The sequence below is a fragment of the Vogesella fluminis genome (assembly GCF_014652335.1).
GTDB lineage: Bacteria > Pseudomonadota > Gammaproteobacteria > Burkholderiales > Chromobacteriaceae > Vogesella > Vogesella fluminis.
On sequence record NZ_BMYP01000003.1, the window covers coordinates 93462 to 114742 of the forward strand.

Here is a 21281-nt window from a genome sequence, read left to right on the forward strand (position 1 = left end):
TTTCTCCCATGGCATGCTCGATAACGGCTTGTGCTGCCTGGCTAACCACCGCCGCCGAACGATGGCAGCAGCACGCGGTAGATCTGGATGAATGCCGGCCCCAGCAGTACCAGCAACAGGGCAGGGAAGATGCAGAAAATCAGCGGAAACAGCAGCTTCAGCGGGATCTTGGCGGCGGCTTCTTCTGCGCGCAGGCGGCGCTTGGTACGCAGGTCATCGGCATGCACGCGTAGCGATTCGCCGATGCTGGTGCCAAAGCGATCCGCTTGAATCAGCATCGCCACCAGGGTGTCCACCTCCTGCACCCCGGTACGCATCGCCAGGTTGCGCAGCGCGCGATCCTTGCTGCTGCCGGCGCGCAGCTCCAGGTTCACCAGATGCAGCTCGTCAGCCAGGATGGGGCTCTTGATGCGGATTTCCTCGCCGACTTTCAGCAGTGCCGCATCCAGCCCCAGCCCGGCCTCGACGCAGACCAGCAGCAGGTCAATGGCATCGGGGAAATGATTGAAAATCTCCTGCTGCCGCTGCTCGATGCGCCGCGCCAGGATGATGTTGGGCAGGTAATAGCCTACAGTTGCGGCAAACAGCATGGAAATCAGGAAATTATTGCCCTCCATCTGCCCACCGGTGAGGCCGATGTACAAAAACAGCACACCGGGAAACGCCAGTGCCAGCAGTGTCTTGGTGCCGAAGTACAGCGGTATCGCCGAGGTGCCGCGGTAGCCTGCATTCATGAAACGGATGCGGATCGGCGAGCTTTCCCAGCCGTCGCCAGGCACCGACAGCCTGGCCAGCGGTGTGGCGATCTTGATGGCCTTGGCCACCCAGGCAGAGGCATTGTCGGTATCCAGCGGCGTATCCGCCTGCACCACCGTTTCCAGGCGGTTTTTTACCCGGTTGGGGGCAACCTGCATCGAGATGGTCAGCGCCACGCCAAACACCACCAGGAAGATAATCGCCAGATAGATCCATTGTGAGGTATTCATGACTGTTTCCTCGCCATGACAAGTGTCAGACCTTGATCTTGATGATCTGCCGCATCCAGAAAATACCGAAAACCATCATGCAGCCGATCAGCGCGACCATGATGAAGCCGCTTGGGTCTTCCCATAGCACCTTCATGAAGCCCGGATTGAGAAGCTGGATCACGGCTCCCACCGCAAACGGCAGCAGGGTCAGAATCCACGCCGACAGCTTGCCCTCGGCCGACAGTACCCGGATGGTGCCGTACAGTTTCAGCCGCGCCCGGATCAGTGCGCTGATATTGCCGAGCAGCTCGGCCAGGTTGCCGCCGGTTTCGCGCTGGATCAGCACCGCGATCACCATATAGCGCAGGTCGGTACTGGGGATGCGCGTCGCCAGGTTCGTCAGCGCCTCTTGCATCGAGAAGCCGTAGTTGACCTCGTCGAAGGCGATGCGAAACTCGCCAGCGATCGGATCCTGCATTTCATCACCGATCATCTTCAACGATTGCGGCAAGGCATGGCCGGAGCGCAAGGCGCGGCACATCAGGTCCAGCGCATCCGGCAATTGCGCCTCGAACAGCACCAGCCGCTTGTGGCGGGCATTCATGACGATCAGCCAGGGAATGCAGGCGCCACCGGCGCCGATCAGCAACGACAACAACAGCGGCAGCGGGAAAAAACTGCTGACAACGAATGCGGCCAACCCTAGCGCCAGGCTGAAGCCGAGAAATGTCCCGACATTCAGTTTCAGCCCGGACTGCAGCAGGATGCGATCGAGCGCATGCACCCGCGGAAACGCCAGCAGCAAGCGCTGCACCACCCGGGTTTCGCTGAGCAGTCGCTCTTTCATCAGCTGCATGGTTTCGCCATGATGCGCACCGGCAGACATTGCCTGCAGGCGGCGTTCGATGCGGCTGGCCTCCGGGCCTTTGTACGAGTTCCAGGTCAGGAATGCACCTTCCAGCAGGAAGACCACCGCGACGAAGATCAGCAGGATGAGGATGGCAAAGGTCGTGTCCATGATGGCACCTACTCGAATCGTTTGCTGGGGTCGAACAGCGCGTCCGGAATCTCCACGCCATGGGTCTTCAGGCGCTCGATGAACTTCGGCCGCACGCCGGTAGCGCAGAAATAACCCTGTACCGTGCCATCCACACCGATACCGGTTTGCACGAACTGGAAGATCTCCTGCATGGTGATCACGTCACCCTCGGTACCGGTAATCTCCTGGATGCTGATGATCTTGCGCTTGCCATCGGTAAGCCGTGCCACCTGGATCACCACGCTCAGCGCCGAGCTGATCTGCTGGCGGATCACCTTGGGCGGCAGGTTCATCCCCGCCATGCCTACCATGTTTTCCATGCGTGTGATGGCGTCGCGCGGGGTATTGGCGTGGATGGTGGCCATCGAGCCTTCGTGGCCGGTGTTCATCGCCTGCAGCATGTCCACGGCCTCAGCACCGCGCACCTCGCCAAGGATGATGCGGTCCGGCCGCATGCGCAGGCTGTTGCGAACCAGCGCCCGTTGCGGCACTTCGCCGCGGCCTTCGATATTCGGTGGCCGGGTCTCCAGCCGGATGACGTGCGGCTGCTGCAGCTGCAGTTCGGCGGCATCTTCAATGGTGATGATGCGTTCCGTGTCGGAAATGAAACCGGACAGGATATTGAGCAGGGTGGTTTTGCCGCTACCGGTGCCGCCGGAAATCAGCATGTTGATCTTGGCCTTGGCCAGGCCCTTGATCACGGTGCCCATATCCGGCGTCAGGCTTTTCAGCTCGATGATGTCACTAAGCCGTAGCGGGGTGGCCGCAAAACGGCGGATCGACAGCATCGGCCCGTCAATTGCCAGCGGCGGGATGATGGCATTGACGCGGGAGCCGTCCGGCAAGCGGGCATCGACCATCGGGCTGGATTCATCGACACGCCGCCCGACACGCGACACGATCTTGTCGATGATCTTCATCAGGTGCGCGTCGTCGGTAAAGCGCACATCGGTCTGCTCCAGCTTGCCGCGCCGTTCGACGTAGACCTGCTGGAAAGTGTTGACCAGAATGTCCGAGATGGTCGGGTCCGCCAGCAGCGGCTCCAGCGGGCCGAGGCCCAGCATTTCGTGCTGGATGTCCTTGACCAGGCTGCGCCGCTCGTTGTCGTTGAGGGCCGCGTTTTCTTCGGTCAGCAGCCGTTCCACCAGGATCTTGAGTTCGTCTTTCAGGCGTTCCGGGACCAGGCTTTCCATTACGGCCAGGTCAACCCGCTCCAGCAGCTTCTGGTGAATGCGGGATTTCAGGTCGTGGTAAGACTCGTAATTTGCATTGACCGTGGATGCCGACCTGACGAAGGCCTGCATGGTATCGGGATTGGGCTGGATTGATTCGAGCCGGTCGCGCAATGACATGATAGCTACCCCTTTGCCGATGATCAGTCTGCTCGGGCCCGACATGGCGGGTTATCAGGCTGATGGATGAGTTGCCGGAAGATTTGTCGTTAACAGGTATTTCATCAGGTTGGTCGCACCGCGCATTACTCGGGAGTTTGCTGGGCCGATGTGGCGCCAAGCGCACCGCCAGTACGGGGCGGCTGTACCCCGCCCTGAATGTGCTGCAGCAGATTGCCCCACCATGAGGTTTCACCATTGCCGCTCTGTACCAGCTCCCGCCCGAGTTCCTGCAGCGCGCGCGCTACCGGATTGTTGGGCGACAGCTTGCTGATCGGGATACCCTGGTTCACCGATGTCGCCACCGCCTTGAAACTATTGGGGATGGTTTTGTACACCGACATCCCCAGCGTGCGTTCGACATCTTCCAGCCGGATATCGCCGCCTTTTTCATAGCGGTTGACCAGCAGCTTGATTTTCTCGTGCGAGTAGCCCAGCGAGCGCAGTACGTCCAGCAGGCGGCGGGCATCGCGAATGAAAGGCAGCGTGATCTGCAGCACCGGGAACACGACATCGGCGTGGTCCAGCGCCTTGATGCTGACCGGGTCCAGCGCGCGGCCAACGTCCAGGATAATCACGTCATAGTGATTGCGTGCCAGGTTGATCAGGGTATCGATATGGCTGGGGCTGACTTCCATCGCCTGCACCGGGTCTTCCGGCGCCGACATGATGCCCAGGTTGGGCAACACGTTCAGCAGGCTGGACGCAAGAAACGATGCGTCCATACGCATGATCTGTCGTGCCACCTCGGCCAGGTTGGTTGACGGCTTGTGGTCGGAAATGAACAGCGAGGCATCGCCAAATTGCAGGTTGACGTCGATCAGGATCACGTTTTTGCCTTCCTGCGATGCCAGGTTGTAGGCCAGATTGGTCGACAGGAAAGTCGAGCCGCTGCCACCCTTGCATGGCAGAAAGGCAAACACCTTGCCCTTCTGCCGCGAGGTATTCTGCAGGTTGCGCTTTTCCTCAACACGAAGCAGCGCTACATGCAGCGCATCGCGGCTAACCGGGGAGGGCAGCACCTCGCGCACACCGGCACGCATTGCCCGCAACAGCACTTCCGGCGTCTGGTTGCCGGATAGCAGAATCAGTGTGATATCCGGATGGCGCAGGTTCAGTTGTGCCAGTGGAGAAAAATCTGCCAATGCCTCATCGGTCACACATTCCAGAATGATGATGTCCGGCCGCAACTGGTCGGCAACCGGCGCCAGCATCTCCGCCCCGCCAGTAAACACCTTCACATCCCGGCTGCTGTCCGTTTCGACGAAGCGGCGCAGTTCGTCCAGGTTCTTGGTGTTGTGCGAAATAATCGAGATTCTCATGATGACGCCTCAACTAACAGTGGTTGTACCCACGGACGGCGATTGGCAAATGCAGTCAGCCATCAGGGCGAACAGTCGGGGTTGGCATCTGCGCCGGTGCCGGTGGCAAGACTTTCCCGCGTAAGGGTGGTGCTGAATTCCGGTATTTGCCACGATGTGCTTATAAACGGAAACGAGTAATGAAATGCCGGGGCGTTGGGTGAAATGGACACGGTCACACTCTGGCAATTCGCCGCACCGCTACAGCCGCTCGGCGCGTAACTGACCACGATGTCGTTAACGTTGGTAATCGGCACAAACTTCTGCATCGAGGTCTTGATCGCGGCGACATTCATGTCACACACCACCGCCAGGCGGGCACCGCGTCGCGTTGCCTCCACTGCCGAATTCCAGGTAAACATCAGCCGCCCGAACTCCATGATGCCAAGCAGCAGGGAGAACAGGATCATGGCGACCAGGGCAAACTCCACTGCCGCCACGCCACGCTGTGCATGCCTGCGGGACAGCCGCAGCTGTCGAAATGAGGTTTTCATAGGTTTGCCTTCATCACAGTGCGGATCGGATCAAAGGTGATGGTGGACAGATCCGCGGTAACAAACGGCACCAGCGAGACGAACTGGTAATTGCTGACCGTTACCGATACCAGATTCACGACAGGAGAGGCCCCTTGCGCCAGGTGATCGGCACAGCTCTGCCAGTCACAAATCGTCACCGTGGCACTACCCAGATACGGCGCCAGCAGCGAACCGGAGCAAGTCGTGTTGCCATAGCGCACCAAACAGGTCGCTTCGACATTCTTGGTGCCGGGCTGCTGTGCCGACAGGTAGCGGGCCGCATCGCGGGTAGCCTTGGTCACCGTGTTGTACTGGTAAAACGCCCGGCCGAATTCGGTGATACCAAACACGATGAAGATCAGCGGCAGCAGCAGGAACGCCATTTCGACAGCGGCAACACCCTGTTGGCGAGAGCGCGGTTGCATGGCTATCTCCTATCGGACCAGTGCCGGCACTTGCGGGCCGACACCGCCACCGGCTCCGGGCAGGCCCAGCGTGGCACACGGGTTGCCTGGCAGATCGGCCTGGCCTCGATATTCAACAAAGGTCTCTTCCCCTGGCCCTTCCATTGGTTGTAATAACAGCACACAAGCGAACTTCTGGATGTCTACTGCTTTGCCTGGGTCGCTCCACTCCTCACAATCAACAATCGGCATCAGTGCCATTCTGCGGTCAGCACCATTGGCAGCCAACTGGGCGGAGGTCGCACTGCTCGGGTTGCCATTCAGGTTAAGGCCAGCGGCAACATCTCCCTGGTAAATGGTGTTGGCAATGCGCGAGGCCAGAAAATTGGGCGTCGCCCCGGATGTGCCGCTGTAAGCGTTGAACTGACTCACCCAGGATGTCGCGGTGTAGGCAAAGCCGGTGAAATCCGGTGGGGCATTGCCAACATTATCGCTACCCTGGTACAGCCCAAAGCGGGTATTCCATGCCTTGGCAATGGATTGCTGCATACCGGTTTGCCCAACCTTATTGGAAATATCCAAGTTGCACTGCCCGGATCCGGTCAGCAGTGCGGAAAGCTCACTGGCACCGCCAGAAGGTGGCGAGTAGTCGATAAGATTGAAGTTACCCTCAAAGCCTCCTCCGGCGGTGAAACGACTGCCGTACCACTGACCAATACAGAAGCCATGACTGTCAGGCGTAGTGCCATCAGAACATGTTGTTGGCTCGGGACTTACATAAGGCTCTTTCTGCCGACACATCCCCACCGGAATGGCACAGTTGGTCTGCGACGGTGACAACGAAGCCACCGCATGGGAGGTAACGCTTTGTGCGCCTTGACCCATTACCCCCATGAACCAGGGCATGATGCCGGTTTGCGGCAGGGTGCACTTGGCGTACTTCATGTTGGGGATGCTGGCTGCTGCTACCGCATTTTTGGTGAAATAGGTGCCGGCCAGCGTTTCACTGAAAGTGACATCACTATTAACCAGAATCGAAACGGCATTGTCCTGGAAGTTGACATTATTCCGTTGTCCGACGGTAATGCCGGCACTTTCCGCCCGGTTCAGTGATTCGGCATCACCTTTCAGCTCTGCCGCCGCGGCCAGGGCGCAAGCGTCTGCCGCGTTGCTCAGTTCAGTCTTGGTGATGAACAGTCGCCCGAGGTCGGCGACCAGTCCCAGAAAGCCGACCAGCACAACGATACATAGCCCGACGATGATGGCTACCGCGCCCTTCTGATATCGCCGGCCCGGTAGCTTGCCTGTGCGTTTCATAACGCCACCTCATGCATCTGATCCTGAAACCGAATAGGGAAACAAGACGGAACTAGTTGCCGCCGCCACCCAACACGTCGATGGTGAGAATGTCAGCCGTGGAGGGCGGCTTCTGGAACGATTCGTGATAGCGGTCCATTCCGTCTTTGGCAGCCACACCGTCGATACCGGTAACCGGGTCCATGTCCTGAGAAGCCTCCGGATTGATGGTCTGCTGCGCCTTGGCCATGTTGACGGCATCACCGAAGCGGCTATCCAGATACGGCGTCGACGAACAGGCCGTCAGCAGGGAGGCCAGCAATACGGTGCGGGTAATCATCACCAGTTTGTAAGTTTGCATGACTTGGCCTCCTTATTTCACTTCAAAGCCGGATGGCGCTTGAGGAGCTTGTGGCTGGGCGGCAGGCATAGCACTTTCGCCGGAGCTGGCATCTGCGGCGGCGGGCGGCTTGCCTTCCATCTTGCCGCCGAGGAAGAACTCAGCCCGGCTTGGCGGGGTGTAGTTGTCGGTCGGCAAGGCGTAGTTTGGTGGCAGCGGTTTCACCAGCCGCGGCGTCACCACGAAGATCAGCTCGGTCTTGTCGGTCTGGAAGCTGCTGCTGCGGAACAATGCGCCCAGAATCGGGATCTCACCCAGCAACGGGAAGGCGCTGATATTGGTGGTGACGTTGTTCTTGATCAGGCCGCCGATGGCGAAGCTCTGGCCATCGCGCAATTGCACGGTCGTCGCGGCACGGCGGGTGGTGAACGACGGCAGAATGGCGGTGCCATTGAGGCCGGTGATATTGACGCCACTGGCGTTCAGCTCGGATACCTCTGGCGCCACTTTCAGGTTGATCCTGCCGCCATCCAGCACGGTCGGGGTAAAGCGCAGAGCGACGCCGAATTCTTTCTCTTCCAGGGTGATGGTCTGGCCGCCATTGCTGCTGTTCTGCGCCACCGGGATGAATATCTTGCCGCCGGCGAGGAAGCTCCCTTCCTGGCCGCTGATCGCCATCACGGTCGGCTCGGCCAGTACCTTGACCAGACCGTCATCATGCTGACCATCGATCTTGAAGCTGCGCGGGTTGGTCGTACTGTTGTTGGTGCCGCCCAGCAGCAGGCCGATAGCATTGGAGGCGTTGCCGGACAGGAAGTTGGTGTCCCAGTTAAAGCTCCAGCCACCATGATTCAGCACCCCGGCCAGGTTGATGCCGACCTGATCCAGCAGCTTTTTCGAGATTTCCGCCACCTTGACTTCCAGCATCACCTGCTGTGGCGCATCCACCGACAGCATGTTGATGACCTTGGATTCGCCGGCATAGGCTGCGGCCAACGTCATGGCCTTGTCGACCCGGGTCGAGTCCGCCACGCTGCCGGTCAGCACCAGCGAGTCGGAGGCGGCGCTGACCTTGATGCGGCTGCCGTCGCCGGCCAGCATGTCGTTGAGCGAGCTTTGCAGCGAGGCGGTATCCACCCCGACGGTGACATCGACCAGCATGCACTGCCCGGTACGGCTCAGCAGGATGATATTGGTCGAGCCGACGCTCCTGCCCAGCAGGTAGATCTCGCTAGGACTCAGCAGGATCACATCCAGTCCGGCGACACCATCTCCCACTTTCTCACGACTTGATTGGGGCGTGTACTTATTCTTCAACATAGCGATAGCACGCCGCTCAGCATTGCTGTCTATATTGGCGAGGTCTTCAGGTTTAGCCGCTTGCGTGCCGGCCGGGTTGCCCAGCAGGATGCGGCTGACCGGTGAAGTTGTCTTGAGACGGAAGGACTTGCCGACGGTGACATTGACCATCGGGGCCGATTCGATGGTATTGCACGGTGCCGCGGCGACAGGTTTCGTGGCGACCGTGGCGGCCTGAGTGGAGGCGGTCCACATCATCATGCAGCTGGTGGTGATTGCCAGCGCACCCAGATTCAGGCGGGGCAAGCGTGCTTCGACAGGTTTCTTTTTCATTATGACTTTACTCCCTAACGAATTGGGCTGGATGTCTGACAGTTAGAAACACTCGGTATGTCGAGACGTGCCGCTGACGATTTCTACACAGTTGGAGGCTGCTGCAATCGGGGCCGGGGCAGGCCGTTTCGCTGCAGCTTTTTTCACTACCCGCTTGGCGACCGGCTTGCTGACCACCACCGGCTTGGCCACCGGTGCCGGCTCTTCCTCGCCGCGCAGGAGAATCTGCTTGGTAATGCCGGAGGTTTCTACCGGTTTGGGGTCGACCTGATTGCGCAGTACCAAGGACAAGGTGCCAACGCTGCGCGCCAGATCCAGCTTTTCGGCTTGCTCTGGCGTAACCTCCAGCGTCACCGCGTTGACCACCTTGGGCTTGGTATCGTCGCGGCTGGCTTCCTGCGCCACCGCCAGCACCAGAATGTGCTCCAGCACAATCTTGGAAATACTCATGTCCACCTTTTCCTTGACGTTGGCTTTGGCGTCTTCGGTGGTATTGACGAGGATATCGACATAGTTGCCCGGCAAGGCAAAGCCGGCCACACCGATCACGTCGTTAACCCGTACCGTCATTGCACGCTTGCCTTCCATCACCACCGCCGACAGGCCGCCCTTGGTGCCCAGCGGCGCCAGCTTCGACTCCAGGATCGCCTCGCCGCGCAGCACGCTGGTTTTCAGCACCCGCCCGTCCAGCGTCTGCGGATCGATAATCGCCCCATCGGGGATGCTGCCGCTTGGCCAGTCAACCAGCCGCAACATCTCCGGCGTCAGCTTGGAACCGAGATCGACATCCACCGCCGCGATAACCACTTTCTGGGCGGAAACACTGGTCTGCTTGTTGATCCACTGCGATGCCATCACCACGGCCACCAGGCCGACGATGATGGACACCACGATCATTGCTATGGCTCTTGGGTTTTTCACAGCCTTCTCCCCACACTTGATTAACAGCTCAAGCCAGGTCGCAACCGCAACCTATCCCTTGGTGTAGTAGTTTTCCCATGCCCACGTCAGCAGCTCCTCGCTCAGCTCCGGCTTGATACCCTGGTAAAAGGTGAAGTCGCGGATCTGTTCCAGCAAATCGCGTGGAATACAGGCGAGGAGGGGTTTGTCGTGCTTGCCGTGCAATTCATCAATCACAAACCGCAACCCCTGTTCGGTAAAAGGAATGCCCAAACGGGTGCAGTTCTGTTCGAAAATCGCGCGGTAGTCTTCTTCCTCAAGCGTGCCGATGTAAATCTTGTAACCGAGCCGGCGCAGAAATGCCTCGTCGGCCAGCGTGCTTGGCGGAATGTTGCTGGAGAAAATCACGATCACGTCGAATGGCACCATGAACTTGGTGCCGGTATGCAGCGCCAGATAGTCCACCCGGCGATCCAGCGGCACAATCCAGCGATTCATCAGCATTTGTGGCGAAACCAGCTGCCGCCCCAGGTCATCGATGATCAGCAAGCCATTGTTGGCCTTGACCTGTGGCGGCGCCTGGTAGAAGCGGGTATTGGGGTCGAAATCCAGATCCAGCATCGACAGGGTCAATTCGCCGCCGGTGATCACCACCGGGCGCTGGCACTCTACCCAGCGCGCATCGTGCAGCGGCCCCTTGTCCAGCGAACTGCCGTGGCTACTAACCACGGGCTGGTGTACCAGCGGATCGAACAGCTGGATCACTTCGCTATCCACCAGCACGGCATAAGGAATGGCACAGTTGCCGGTCAACAGGGTGGCCAGATGCTCCGAGACATACGTCTTGCCGCTGCCGGGAGGGCCGTATACCAGGATTGCCCGGCCGGAGTTCATCGCGGCGCCAAGCTGGTTCATGGTGCTCTGGCGCAGGACGAACCCTTTGAAGCCTTCGGCCATCAGATCTTTGGTGACCTTCATATTGGCCACCGACTGACGCTGCACCGCATCGGTATAAGTCTGGAGCGTTACCGGGGCAGGGCCGGCGTAATGGCTTTTTTGCAGGAAGGTCTGGGTACGGTTGCGGCCAACGTCGGTCAGCGTGTAGGCGATGGTGGCTTCGGTCTCGTTACGGCCGGACACTTCACACAGTTGTTCGCTGCGCATGAAGGCCAGCAGCGGCTCTAGCACGCCGAGCGGCAGCCTGGAGTGGTTGACCAGATCAACCAGCCGGGTCTGGCCGTGAAAGAAGAGGGTCTTGCAGAGCAGCTCCACCAGAAACAGGAAATCCAGCCCGGTTTCTTTTACAGTCTGCGGGGCGCGGGGCAAAATATCGCGAGGAGGAGTACTGCCCTTTAATTCCAAGCCGTCAGGATTGAACATTTCCATCCTCCTCTCCAACACAAAAAACCGGACTGGTTATTTATGCAATGAGATATAGCCCAGCAAAAACCATTAACCAAGAATAATTTTCTGACTGCCAAACAACAAAAAATACACACAACAAAACAGCACATGTACCCATCGGCGCACTGAATTCCTGATGCAAATGCATCTCAAAAATCAAATTCCTTGCCAGACAAGATAACCTGCCGTGCCCATAGCAATGGCCATGGCATAAGGCAAGGTTCCCACCGAGCCCGCCATATCATGAGTGGAAGCAAGCCCACCGCCTGCGGCCTTCATGAATCTCATGAAAATCATGAACTTCACATTGCCCAGCATCTGACGGAAAGCCTTCATTCTCAAAGAGAAAACCAAGGACAACACACCGCCTGCCAGCAAGGTGCACAACATCACGCCAAAGATGGCAGGTGAACCGGTAAAACATCCGACCATGGCCATCAGCTTGACATCTCCCGCCCCCATGACGCGCAACAGATAAAGTGGCAGGAATAAACCGAACCCGAACAACAAACCCTTGAGCGCAGACAAAAATCCGTCACCACCCGGCAAGAAGGCCTGTACCAGCAGCCCGACAACCATGCCGGCAAGGACCAGCCTGTTTGGAATTTTTCTGCTCGCCATATCGGCAAAAACGGCAGCGAGGAGGAATCCAGCAAGCAGACCCAACCTCGCCCCGAATAAAGCACCCAGCGCTGCAGCTACCAGCCAAACCCACCAGGCGTAAATTGACTTCAATTTAGTTACCCCTTGTGTAATTTGATGGCATGCTATAGTGCGGCGGACAGCGACGATGCAATGTTTTGAAACACCCGAACCAGGTTCTGACCAACAGCAGTAACCGATGCAATAATAACCACGGCGATCAGTGCTGCAATAAGGCCATACTCAATGGCAGTAACGCCATCTTCCTCTTGCAAAAAATTTTTTGCGAAAACTGCGACCTTGTCCATTTTTAACACCTCCTGAAAACATGAAAAAACGGCAGACCCACCAGCCAGTATGACTACAAAAGCTGCACCAGATATCATGGTGCCTATCTTGTCATGGTATTTCTTGATGCATGCTGGCATCTTGAAAGCCACAACAATTACATGAAGATTCACAATGGCAAACTAGCCAATAACAAAGAATTGTCAAGAATTCTTCTAAATCGCGGCTGCAACAGCCACACCCACTTCAGCTGCAACGTTAGCAAACAGTGCCTGAAGATTCAGGCCGGTGCTGGTTACGGCTGTCACAATAACGACTGCAATCAATGCGCCAAGAAGTGCATATTCCACGGCAGTAGCGCCATCCTCATTGGAAAAGATTCGCTTTAAATGCGACAAGATAATCTTCATGGCGCCACCTCCGGGAGGATAGAAGCAAAACATTAATAAGCAACGCACCCTGATGCTATGAAAAATTTGTAACAACTGGCATAGAAATGGCATCATTCAAAAGAAATATTTATGTCAGTTGCCATGTTTCCTTGTTCTAGATCACGGCACAGTCATTGTCAAACGATTGCGAACTACAATTTGTTGGCTATAGTGCAGCACAGATATGACCTGATAATTTCGTTTGACTACATGGCATCTGCTGATCAGCCGCTACACCGTGCTTTGGGGGATTGCATAATGATTAACTTGAAAGTAAAACCCACGCCATCAGTTGTTGTTTTTATAGTTGTGCTTATCATTATGTCTCTCTTCCCCAATCTCGAGGATCCTGATTTTTATTGGCATTTAAAAACCGGAGAGCTGATCGTTACATCAGGGCAGCTGCCGCAGCATGACATCTTCACCTTCACCAGCTATGGAAACCCGTGGGTTCTCTCTGAGTGGTTGAGCCAGGTAGTTTTTTTCTTGAGCTACCAGCTGGCTGGTCTGCAGGGTATTGCCGTACTCACGGCATCGATTTTTATGCTGTGCTGGATCGTTACTTACAAAACCTGTCTGGATGTCCTGCGAGATGAAGGAAAGGCAGTCATTGTTCTCATTTTGTTTTGCGGTGCCATGGGCGCTGTTGCACCTCGCCCCCACATATTTACCTTCTTGTTTTTTGCAATGATTCTTGGAAAGCTTTTTTCGTTTAAATATGGAAATGGTAATATTGGTTTCTTGTCAATACCAGTGATCATGGTTCTCTGGGCAAACATGCATGGCGGGTTTTTCATCGGACTGGTACTGATTTTTGCATTTGCCACAACTGAGTGGATTCGCTATTACATGTCATCAGAAAAAGATGACGCCATGAGAAAAAGACTGGAAAAACTAAGCTTGGTGGCGGTGCTTGGTTTGCTTGCGACAGCTATCAATCCCCATGGCTTTCATTATTGGATTTATCCATACCAGGCTATCGTCTCCTCTGGCGATACCACTTTTATTAGCGAGTGGCAATCGCCAAATTTCCACCAGCCATTTTATCAATACTTCCTTGTTATTGTTTTTTTGTACTTTATCAATATGGTGTACTCAAGTCGCCGATCCGACATCACGGAAACCATCGTGCCACTCATTTTTATTGGCGGAGCATTTTTTTCAGTAAGAAATCTTCCATTGGCTGGTCTGATCATGGCGCCTCATGCGGCAATCTTCTATCGCGAGCTGAAGTTGGCAGAGTTCATCAGCCGGATCAGAAAAAACCGCAATGACAATATTCAGCAATCCAGACAGGCATCAGCCTTGGGAAAACTGCTCTCATCCGGAAATAAGCAAGTTGGCGAAGCGGAAACCATGATCAATTGGCTGATAATGATTGCATCAATAGTGGCCATCTCGCTGCACTATCCGGCCAGAAAAAAAGAAGTCGAATCCAGAATTTCAGACTTGCTCCCGGTGAAGGCCGTCGATTTTGTTGTAAAAAACGGGATTAAGGGGAATATTTTCAATACCTATCACTATGGTGGCTACTTGATATACCGGCTGCATCCCGTACAAAAGATCTTTGTTTATGGCAGGACAGATATCTATAAAGGTAACTTCATCAAGGAGTATCTTGAGATGTACAGTGGAGGAGAGAACTGGAAGAAATATTTCTATAAAAACAATATTGATTATGTAATTTGTGAAAATCTGGCTCCCATCAGGCAGTTACTCCTGTCCAGCAATGATTTCAAGCTTGTTTTTAATGATGGCAAACATTCTGTTCTGCTAAAAAACAATCAAAAGTATAAAGACATCATTAAAAGGTATTCGCCTTCCATTGAAATTTAGCAGTACGGCAAGTGCTGCAATAACGCCATTGAAGCCAACTGGAGGCGACATGCTATCTAGTCAGAGAACCGCCGATGCCTTTGCCAACTCCTGGAACAACCTGCCAGCCGGCTCCGTTTACACCCGCGACCAGTTTACGGACTGGATGAGTCCGCTCACCGCGGCCGATATCGCCGGGCGCCAGGTACTGGAGCTGGGTTGCGGCAACGGTAGCCAGATGCTGCATCTGCTGGACTGGAAACCGGCTTTTGTCGAAGGGGTAGATCTGGGCGATGCCATTCTTTCCGCCTGCAAGAATCTGGCGGGCAGGCCGGAGGAAAACTGGAAAATCACGAAAAGTGACATGACCACCTTTTGTGGACCGGGCCATGACCTGGTTTACTCCATCGGGGTGCTGCATCACCTGGACTGCCCCATGGATGGCTTCGATGCGGTGATCCGCAATGTCAAACCCGGCGGCCGCTTTCATTGCTGGGTCTACGCGGAGGAGGGCAACAGCGTGATCATCAAACTGGTCGACCCCTTACGCAAGATGACGTCGCACCTGCCGTGGTGGCTGACCAAGTACGGCGTGGCGACCCCGCTGGCGGTACCGTTTTTCCTTTATGCCAAAACCGTCACGGCCTTGGCCGGCATCAGCGGCGTGGAAAAGCTGCCGCTGTACCAGTACTGCCGCTGGATCAGCAATCGCAACTTCCGGTTTTTCAGGCATGTCGCCTTTGACCAGCTGGTCACTCCGCAAACGGTCTATATCAACAGGGCGACGATCGAGTCCTGGCTGGCTGGCCATGCCGATATCGACCAGCACAGCACCTATATCATCATGAGAAATGGCAACTCCTGGAAGTTTGGCGGCAGGCGCAAGGAGGCATAGCGATGCAGATCGCCGAGAAGTTCATGACCATGCTGCGTTGCCCGCTTTCGGGCGCACCGTTGCAGCAAGGCGACCATGGGCTGGCCAGCCGCGACGGCAGCCTGCACTACCGGATCAGCCCGTCCGGCGTGCCGCTGTTTGCTGAACACTTCTGCACCGACGACGCCAAACGCCAGCAAGCCCATTTCGAAAAAATTGCCGGCATCTATATCAACAATCTCGGCTACCCGCATACGCAGGAGTATTCGGCCTACCTTGACCGTGCCTTTCTCGACATCGCCGCCGAGGCAAAGCTGGGCAGTACCGCGGAGATCTGTTGCGGCAGTGGCGAGGCGTTCCGGCTGCTGGGCAACAAGGTCGGCACCGGGCTGGGCATCGACATCTCGCTGTCGATGCTGGAGGCGGCCAAGAGCAGCCTGCGAGATGCCGATCAGTATTGCTTTGTACAAGGCGACGCCACCGGTCTGCCGCTGGCTGACAACCTGTTTGACAGTGTTTTCATCATCGGCGGCATTCACCACGTCAACGACCGGCAGCGGCTGTTTCAAGAGGTCTTCCGGATACTGAAGCCGGGCGGGCGTTTTTACTGGCGCGAGCCGGTCAGTGATTTTTTCCTCTGGCGCTGGCTGCGCGCGCTGATTTACCGCCTGTCGCCATCGCTGGACGATAAAACCGAGCGACCGCTGCTGTACCGGGAAACGGTGCCACCGCTTGAAAACGCCGGCTTTGTACTCAAGACCTGGCAAACCTACGGCTTTTTCGGCTATTGCCTGCTGATGAATAGCGATGTGCTGGTTTTCAACAGGGCGTTCCGCTACATACCCAGGATACGTCTGGTCACAAGGTTGGCCGCAAGGCTGGACCACGCCATCACCAGCCTGAAGCCGTTCCGGCGCTATGGCTTGATCGTTATCGGCATGGCTGAGAAACCAGGATGAACACGGCAAAAATGCGCTTAGTCGTTTATTACATAATCATGGTTGGCATGACGGTTGCGGCCAACCTTTTGCTCAAGTCCGGGGCCGAAAAATCCGGCAACAGCCTGATTGAGCTGTTCAATATCAGGATCTTGTTCGGTTTTGTTTTCTTCGGGTTGGCCGCGTGTTTTTACATTCTGGTGCTGACCAGATTACCGTTGAATGTCGCGCAATCCTTTGCCGCCATCCAGTTTGTTGCCGTGATCATGGCCGCGCACTTTTTTCTGGGTGAGCCGATTGATATCACCAGGGCATTAGGCATCTTTCTGATTTTCTGCGGGATAGTGCTGGTCGGGAAATCCAGTTTCTGAGCAGCCATGCTGCGGTTTATTGCTTGTGCCATCCTGGAACGGGGAGGTACTCATGATTTCCGTTATCGTGCCGGTGTATAACGAGGCCGACAATCTGGTCGCGCTTTACGAGCAGGCGGTGGTGGTTCTGCAAAAGCTGGAACAGCCGTGGGAGCTGATCTTCATCAACGATGGCAGCACCGATGGTAGCCAGGAGCGACTGGAAGAGTTGGCCGCAAGAGACCCGTGCGTGAAGGTCATCAAGTTCTGCCGGAATTTTGGCCAGACCGCGGCGATGATGGCGGGGGTCGATTACGCGGAAGGGCACATCATCATCCCGATGGATGGCGACATGCAGAACGACCCGGAGGATATTCCGCGCTTGCTGGACAAGCTGGAGCAGGGGTTTGACGTGGTGTCCGGCTGGAGACAAGACCGCAAGGACAGCCCGATCAAGCGCAACTTTGTCAGCCGTGTCGCCAACCGCATGATTTCGTCGATTTCCGGCGTGCACCTGCATGACTATGGTTGCTCGCTGAAGGCGTACCGCAAAGACGTGATCAAGGGCGTGCGCCTGTACGGTGAAATGCATCGTTTTATCCCGATTTACGCCAGCTGGTTTGGTGCCCGCATTGCCGAGATCCCGGTGCTGCATCATCCGCGACAGAATGGTGTTTCAAAGTATGGCCTGGGCCGCATCGTCAAGGTCATCCTCGACCTGATGGTGGTGAACTTCCTGTCCAAATACGCCGGCAAACCGATGTATCTTTTCGGCGCCGCCGGCCTGTTCATCCTGCTGATCAGCCTGCTCACCGGCGGCTGGGCGGTGTACCTGAAACTGGTGGAAGGGGTGTCTTTCATCTCGACCCCGCTGCCGCTGCTGGTGGTGATGACCGGGGTGACCGGCTTCATGTGCATCCTGATGGGGCTGCTGGCGGAGTTGCTGATCCGCACCTATTACGAAGCGCAGGGCAAGAGCGTGTATCTGGTTGGCAAGACGCTCAATATCAAGGCGCGGTGCGCAACGAGGGCGGCCAGATGTGTGGAATCGTCGGATTTGTAGGCGCCGGTACGCGACACGACCTGGAGCGGATGAGCAACGAAATCATCCATCGCGGGCCGGACGGGGTCGGCTATTGGACGGACCCGGCGCAGGGCGTCTATCTCGGGCACCGCCGGCTGGCGATTCTCGATCTGGCCGGCGGCCAGCAACCGATGTGGACCGCCGATGGCGCACTGGGCGTGGTGTTCAATGGCGAGATCTACAATTATCGCGAGCTACGCACCGAGCTGGAGCGGGCCGGCCATGTGTTCGTGACCGATCATTCGGATACGGAAGTATTGCTGCACGGCTACCGCGAGTGGGGCGAAGCGCTAACCGGGCGGCTGAACGGCATGTGGGCGTTCGCGCTGTATGACCGCCGCCAGGCGCGGCTATTCTGCAGTCGTGACCGCTTCGGCAAAAAACCGTTCTACTACACGCTGCAGCAGGGCAGCTTTGTGTTTGCCTCCGAACTGACCGCCTTGCTGTGCCATCCGGCGGTGACGGCCACCGTGTCCCGCGCGGCAATCCGCAAATACATTGCCTACGGTTACCTGCCGGCCCCCAACACGCCATACCACGCCATCCACAAACTGCCAGCCGGCTGTTCGCTGGTCTTTACCCTCGACAGCAGCAGCTTGCGTCTTTCCCGTTACTGGTCTTTCGTGCTGGAGCCGGCGGACTCACGCCCGGCCGGCATTGAAAAGCAATGGCAAGAAGAGCTATTGGAAAAGCTTGATAAAGCCGTGGCTTGCCGGCTGGTCGCCGATGTCCCGCTCGGCGTGTTTCTTAGCGGCGGTATCGACTCTTCCGCCGTCGCCGCGCTGGCGGCGCGGCAATGCGGAGCCGGGCAACTGCAAACCTTCAATATCGGCTTTGACGTCGCCGGCTTTGACGAGTCCGCGCACGCGCGGCGCGTCGCCGCCTTGCTGGACACCCGCCATCACGAGGCCATCCTGTCGCTGGACGTCGCGCGCAGCCTGTTACCCGCCATCACCGGCAAGCTGGACGAGCCGATGGCGGACAGTTCGTTGCTGCCCACCAGCCTGCTGTGCCAGCACGCGCGGCGCCATGTCACCGTTGCCTTGGGCGGTGACGGCGCCGACGAGCTGTTCGCCGGTTACGCACCGTTCCGGGCGCTGCGCTGGGCCAGCCATTACCAGAAGCTGGTACCGGGCCCGCTGCACACGGCCATCCGCCTGCTGGCCAATCGCCTGCCCGTCGGCGATGGCTATATGAGCCTGGATTTCAAACTCAAGCGAACGCTGCAGGGGCTGAGCCATCCGCCCCGGCTGTGGCTGCCGGAGTGGATGTGCCCACTGGACGATACCGCGCTCGCCGAGTGCTTCATGGAGCCGGTCGATCCGGAAGAGCTGTTCTCGGAGGCCATCGCGGCGTGGGAGCGCTGCAGCCAGCCCAATCTGGTAGACCGCAGCCTGCAGTTCTTCACCGACATCTACCTGCAGGACGACATTCTCGCCAAGGTCGATCGCGCCAGCATGATGCACTCGCTGGAGGTGCGCTCCCCCTTCCTGGACATCAATGTCGTTGATTTGGCAAGAAAAATACCTTCGGAATACAAGCTGCGTCGTGGCGAAACGAAGTACATCCTGAAACAGGCACTGGCACAGGTCCTGCCGCAGGACATTCTGCAGCGGCCGAAGCAGGGCTTTGCGGTGCCGATTGCCAGGTGGCTGCGCGACGATACGCTGCAGCTGGACGAATCCGGCACCACCGCCGGGCTGAATGGCACCTTCATTGCCAAAACCGTTGCCGATTACCGGCAACACCACAGCAACCGGCACCACTTCCTGTGGGGGCAATGGACGCTGGCGCAGGTGATGCAACGTCATGCCGCGCTGGCCAGTGCGCCCGGCACAGTCGAGGCCATGCCTGTGCTTTAGGCTACAGGCACGACAACAAGCGCTTCAGCAAAAAGCCCTGATCGACTCGACCAGGGCTTCGCCTTGCGGCCAACCTTATTCCGCGTTCGCCAGCAGCATCTCGCTGGCGTGTTGCCGCGTGGTGCTGGTGATGTCCTCGCCGCCCAGCATCCGCGCCAGTTCGTCGATGCGCTGCACCTGGTCCAGCGGCTGGATGCGGCTCACGGTACGGCCATCGACGCCGGACTTGCTGACCTGCCAGTGCTGGCTGGCGCAGGACGCCACCTGCGGCAGGTGCGTCACGCACAGCACCTGGTAGCGTTCGCCCAGCTGCCGTAACAGCTTGCCGACCACCTCGGCGACGCGGCCGCCGATACCGACGTCCACTTCGTCGAAAATCAGCGTCGGCACGCTGGCAACCTGACTGATCACCACCTGCATCGCCAGGCTGATGCGCGACAGCTCACCACCGGACGCCACCTTGGCCAGCGGCCGCAGGGTGCTGCCCTGGTTGGCCGCCACCAGATACTCGACGGCTTCCAGGCCATTGGCGGTCGGTTCCGCCGCGGCGGACAGCTCGATGGCAAAGCGCGCGCCCTCCATCGCCAGCCGCTGCATCTCGGTACTGATGCGGGACGACAGTTCGTTGGCGGCCTGGCGGCGCTTTCCGGACAGCGCCTCGGCATGGGCACGGTAGCGTGCCAGCGCCGCCGATTCGGCGACGGCCAGCGTTTCCTGATCGGTCGATGCCTCCAGTGCGGCCAACTGTTGCTGCCAGTCGGCCAGTTTTTTCGGCAGTTCTTCCGGCGTGCAGCGGTACTTGCGGGCGATGCGCATCAGCACATCGAGGCGTGCCTCGACATCCAGCAGCTGCTTGGGGTCGTCGTCAAAATCGCTGCCGTAGCTGCGCAGGCTGTACACCACCTCGCGCAATTCGGCATCGACCGAATCCAGCAGTGCCAGCGATTCCGCCAGCCGCGTATCCAGCGCCGACAGCCGCCCAAGGCGGTTCTGCACCTGTGATAGCAGCGACAGGCAGTTGCCGTCCATGTCGGACAGCACATCCACTGCCAGCTGCGCGGTTTGCGCCAGTTCGGCGGCATTGGCCAGCCGCGAGTGCTGCTGGTTGAGCTGCGGCCATTCGTCGGCCTGCAGGTTCAGCTCGCTCAGTTCGTTGATCTGCCAGGTCAGGCGCTCGCGCTCGACTTCCGATTCGCGCGACAGCCGCTCGGCGTCCTCGCGCTGGCGTCGCGCCTGCTGCCAGTCCTGCCACGCCTCGCGCACGTCGCGCGCCAGCTGCGTACTGCCGGCGTAGGCGTCGAGCAGCGCACGCTGGGTGTCGGCGCGCATCAGCGACTGGTGTGCGTGCTGGCCGTGGATGTCGACCAGATACTCGCCGATGGCCTTGAGCTGGCTTTGCGTCGCCTGCTGGCCGTTGATGAAACTGCGCGAGCGGCCGTTGCGATCCACCAGGCGGCGGATCAGCAGCTCGTCCTCGTCGCCGCTCAGCTCGTTGTCCTGCAGCCAGGCACGCAGGTCCGGGCTGTTGTGGATGGAAAACTGCGCGGCGATTTCAGCGCGCTCGGCGCCGTCGCGGATCTGGCCGGCATCGGCACGGTCGCCCATCAGCAGGCCCAGCGCATCGAGGATGATGGATTTGCCGGCGCCGGTTTCACCGGTAAGCACGGTAAAGCCGGCATGAAAGTCGAGATCGAGCTGATCGACGATGACAAAGTCGCGAACATTCAGTGACAGCAGCATGGTCTTG

The 21281-nt window shown here is 57.8% G+C and carries 21 protein-coding genes; 6 read left to right on the top strand and 15 right to left on the bottom strand.

Going from position 1 to position 21281, the window contains the following annotated elements; translation table 11 throughout:
- Nucleotides 1-41: 41 nt before the first annotated feature.
- From IE083_RS01870 to IE083_RS01935, 14 genes are all read right to left on the bottom strand, one after another.
- Complete coding sequence (locus IE083_RS01870) at nt 42-986, bottom strand: type II secretion system F family protein (RefSeq protein WP_189351942.1); 945 nt, start codon at nt 984-986, stop codon at nt 42-44.
- 25 nt (nt 987-1011) lie between these two features.
- A complete protein-coding gene (locus IE083_RS01875) occupies nt 1012-1986 on the bottom strand; it encodes a type II secretion system F family protein (protein ID WP_189351943.1) in 975 nt (324 codons plus the stop codon).
- 8 nt (nt 1987-1994) lie between these two features.
- Entirely contained in the window at nt 1995-3359 is a 1365-nt protein-coding gene (locus IE083_RS01880) for a TadA family conjugal transfer-associated ATPase (protein ID WP_189351944.1), read from the bottom strand.
- A 125-nt stretch (nt 3360-3484) separates the two neighbouring features.
- Nucleotides 3485-4720, bottom strand: coding sequence for a CpaE/TadZ family protein (locus IE083_RS01885; RefSeq protein WP_189351945.1), 1236 nt, complete (start codon nt 4718-4720; stop codon nt 3485-3487).
- A gap of 62 nt (nt 4721-4782) precedes the next feature.
- Nucleotides 4783-5253, bottom strand: a complete 471-nt coding sequence (locus IE083_RS01890; protein WP_189351946.1) for a TadE/TadG family type IV pilus assembly protein — start codon at nt 5251-5253, stop codon at nt 4783-4785.
- Entirely contained in the window at nt 5250-5699 is a 450-nt protein-coding gene (locus tag IE083_RS01895) for a TadE/TadG family type IV pilus assembly protein (RefSeq protein WP_189351947.1), read from the bottom strand. The genes IE083_RS01890 and IE083_RS01895 overlap by 4 nt, the downstream gene beginning before the upstream one ends.
- Nucleotides 5700-5708: 9 nt before the next feature.
- Nucleotides 5709-6995 carry a pilus assembly protein TadG-related protein gene (locus IE083_RS01900; RefSeq protein ID WP_189351948.1) on the bottom strand — a complete coding sequence of 429 codons (1287 nt, stop codon included), beginning with the start codon at nt 6993-6995 and terminating at the stop codon, nt 5709-5711.
- A gap of 52 nt (nt 6996-7047) precedes the next feature.
- Entirely contained in the window at nt 7048-7335 is a 288-nt protein-coding gene (locus tag IE083_RS01905; protein ID WP_189351949.1) for a hypothetical protein, read from the bottom strand.
- Between the two features lie 12 nt (nt 7336-7347).
- Entirely contained in the window at nt 7348-8946 is a 1599-nt protein-coding gene (locus tag IE083_RS01910; RefSeq protein WP_189351950.1) for a type II and III secretion system protein family protein, read from the bottom strand.
- Nucleotides 8947-8988: 42 nt separating this feature from the next.
- A complete protein-coding gene (cpaB, locus tag IE083_RS01915) occupies nt 8989-9867 on the bottom strand; it encodes a Flp pilus assembly protein CpaB (RefSeq protein WP_189351951.1) in 879 nt (292 codons plus the stop codon).
- A 51-nt stretch (nt 9868-9918) separates the two neighbouring features.
- Nucleotides 9919-11226, bottom strand: coding sequence for a DUF8689 domain-containing protein (locus IE083_RS01920; protein ID WP_189351952.1), 1308 nt, complete (start codon nt 11224-11226; stop codon nt 9919-9921).
- Nucleotides 11227-11406: 180 nt separating this feature from the next.
- On the bottom strand, nt 11407-11985 hold the full coding sequence (locus IE083_RS01925) for an A24 family peptidase (RefSeq protein WP_229799548.1): 579 nt from the start codon (nt 11983-11985) through the stop codon (nt 11407-11409).
- A 32-nt stretch (nt 11986-12017) separates the two neighbouring features.
- Nucleotides 12018-12200, bottom strand: coding sequence for a Flp family type IVb pilin (locus IE083_RS01930; protein ID WP_189351953.1), 183 nt, complete (start codon nt 12198-12200; stop codon nt 12018-12020).
- Nucleotides 12201-12395: 195 nt separating this feature from the next.
- On the bottom strand, nt 12396-12590 hold the full coding sequence (locus IE083_RS01935) for a Flp family type IVb pilin (protein ID WP_189351954.1): 195 nt from the start codon (nt 12588-12590) through the stop codon (nt 12396-12398).
- 279 nt (nt 12591-12869) lie between these two features.
- Between IE083_RS01935 and IE083_RS01940 the strand changes: the two genes are divergently transcribed.
- Genes IE083_RS01940 through asnB form a run of 6 tightly spaced genes read left to right on the top strand, consistent with a single transcriptional unit; the run spans nt 12870 to nt 19534 of the window.
- Entirely contained in the window at nt 12870-14447 is a 1578-nt protein-coding gene (locus IE083_RS01940; RefSeq protein ID WP_189351955.1) for a hypothetical protein, read from the top strand.
- Entirely contained in the window at nt 14437-15321 is an 885-nt protein-coding gene (locus IE083_RS01945; protein ID WP_189351956.1) for a class I SAM-dependent methyltransferase, read from the top strand. The genes IE083_RS01940 and IE083_RS01945 overlap by 11 nt, the downstream gene beginning before the upstream one ends.
- Nucleotides 15322-15323: 2 nt before the next feature.
- The gene (locus IE083_RS01950) at nt 15324-16259 is read left to right on the top strand and encodes a class I SAM-dependent methyltransferase (RefSeq protein ID WP_189351957.1); all 936 of its coding nucleotides are present in this window, start codon (nt 15324-15326) and stop codon (nt 16257-16259) included.
- On the top strand, nt 16256-16609 hold the full coding sequence (locus IE083_RS01955; RefSeq protein WP_229799549.1) for an EamA family transporter: 354 nt from the start codon (nt 16256-16258) through the stop codon (nt 16607-16609). The genes IE083_RS01950 and IE083_RS01955 overlap by 4 nt, the downstream gene beginning before the upstream one ends.
- A gap of 52 nt (nt 16610-16661) precedes the next feature.
- Complete coding sequence (locus IE083_RS01960) at nt 16662-17651, top strand: glycosyltransferase family 2 protein (protein WP_189351958.1); 990 nt, start codon at nt 16662-16664, stop codon at nt 17649-17651.
- A gap of 29 nt (nt 17652-17680) precedes the next feature.
- Nucleotides 17681-19534 carry an asparagine synthase (glutamine-hydrolyzing) gene (gene asnB, locus IE083_RS01965; RefSeq protein ID WP_229799550.1) on the top strand — a complete coding sequence of 618 codons (1854 nt, stop codon included), beginning with the start codon at nt 17681-17683 and terminating at the stop codon, nt 19532-19534.
- A 75-nt stretch (nt 19535-19609) separates the two neighbouring features.
- On the opposite strand, the gene recN is transcribed toward asnB, so the two are convergent.
- Nucleotides 19610-21274 (bottom strand): DNA repair protein RecN, encoded by a 1665-nt coding sequence (gene recN / locus IE083_RS01970; RefSeq protein ID WP_189351960.1) that lies wholly within the window; start codon nt 21272-21274, stop codon nt 19610-19612.
- Between the last annotated feature and the right edge of the window lie 7 nt (nt 21275-21281).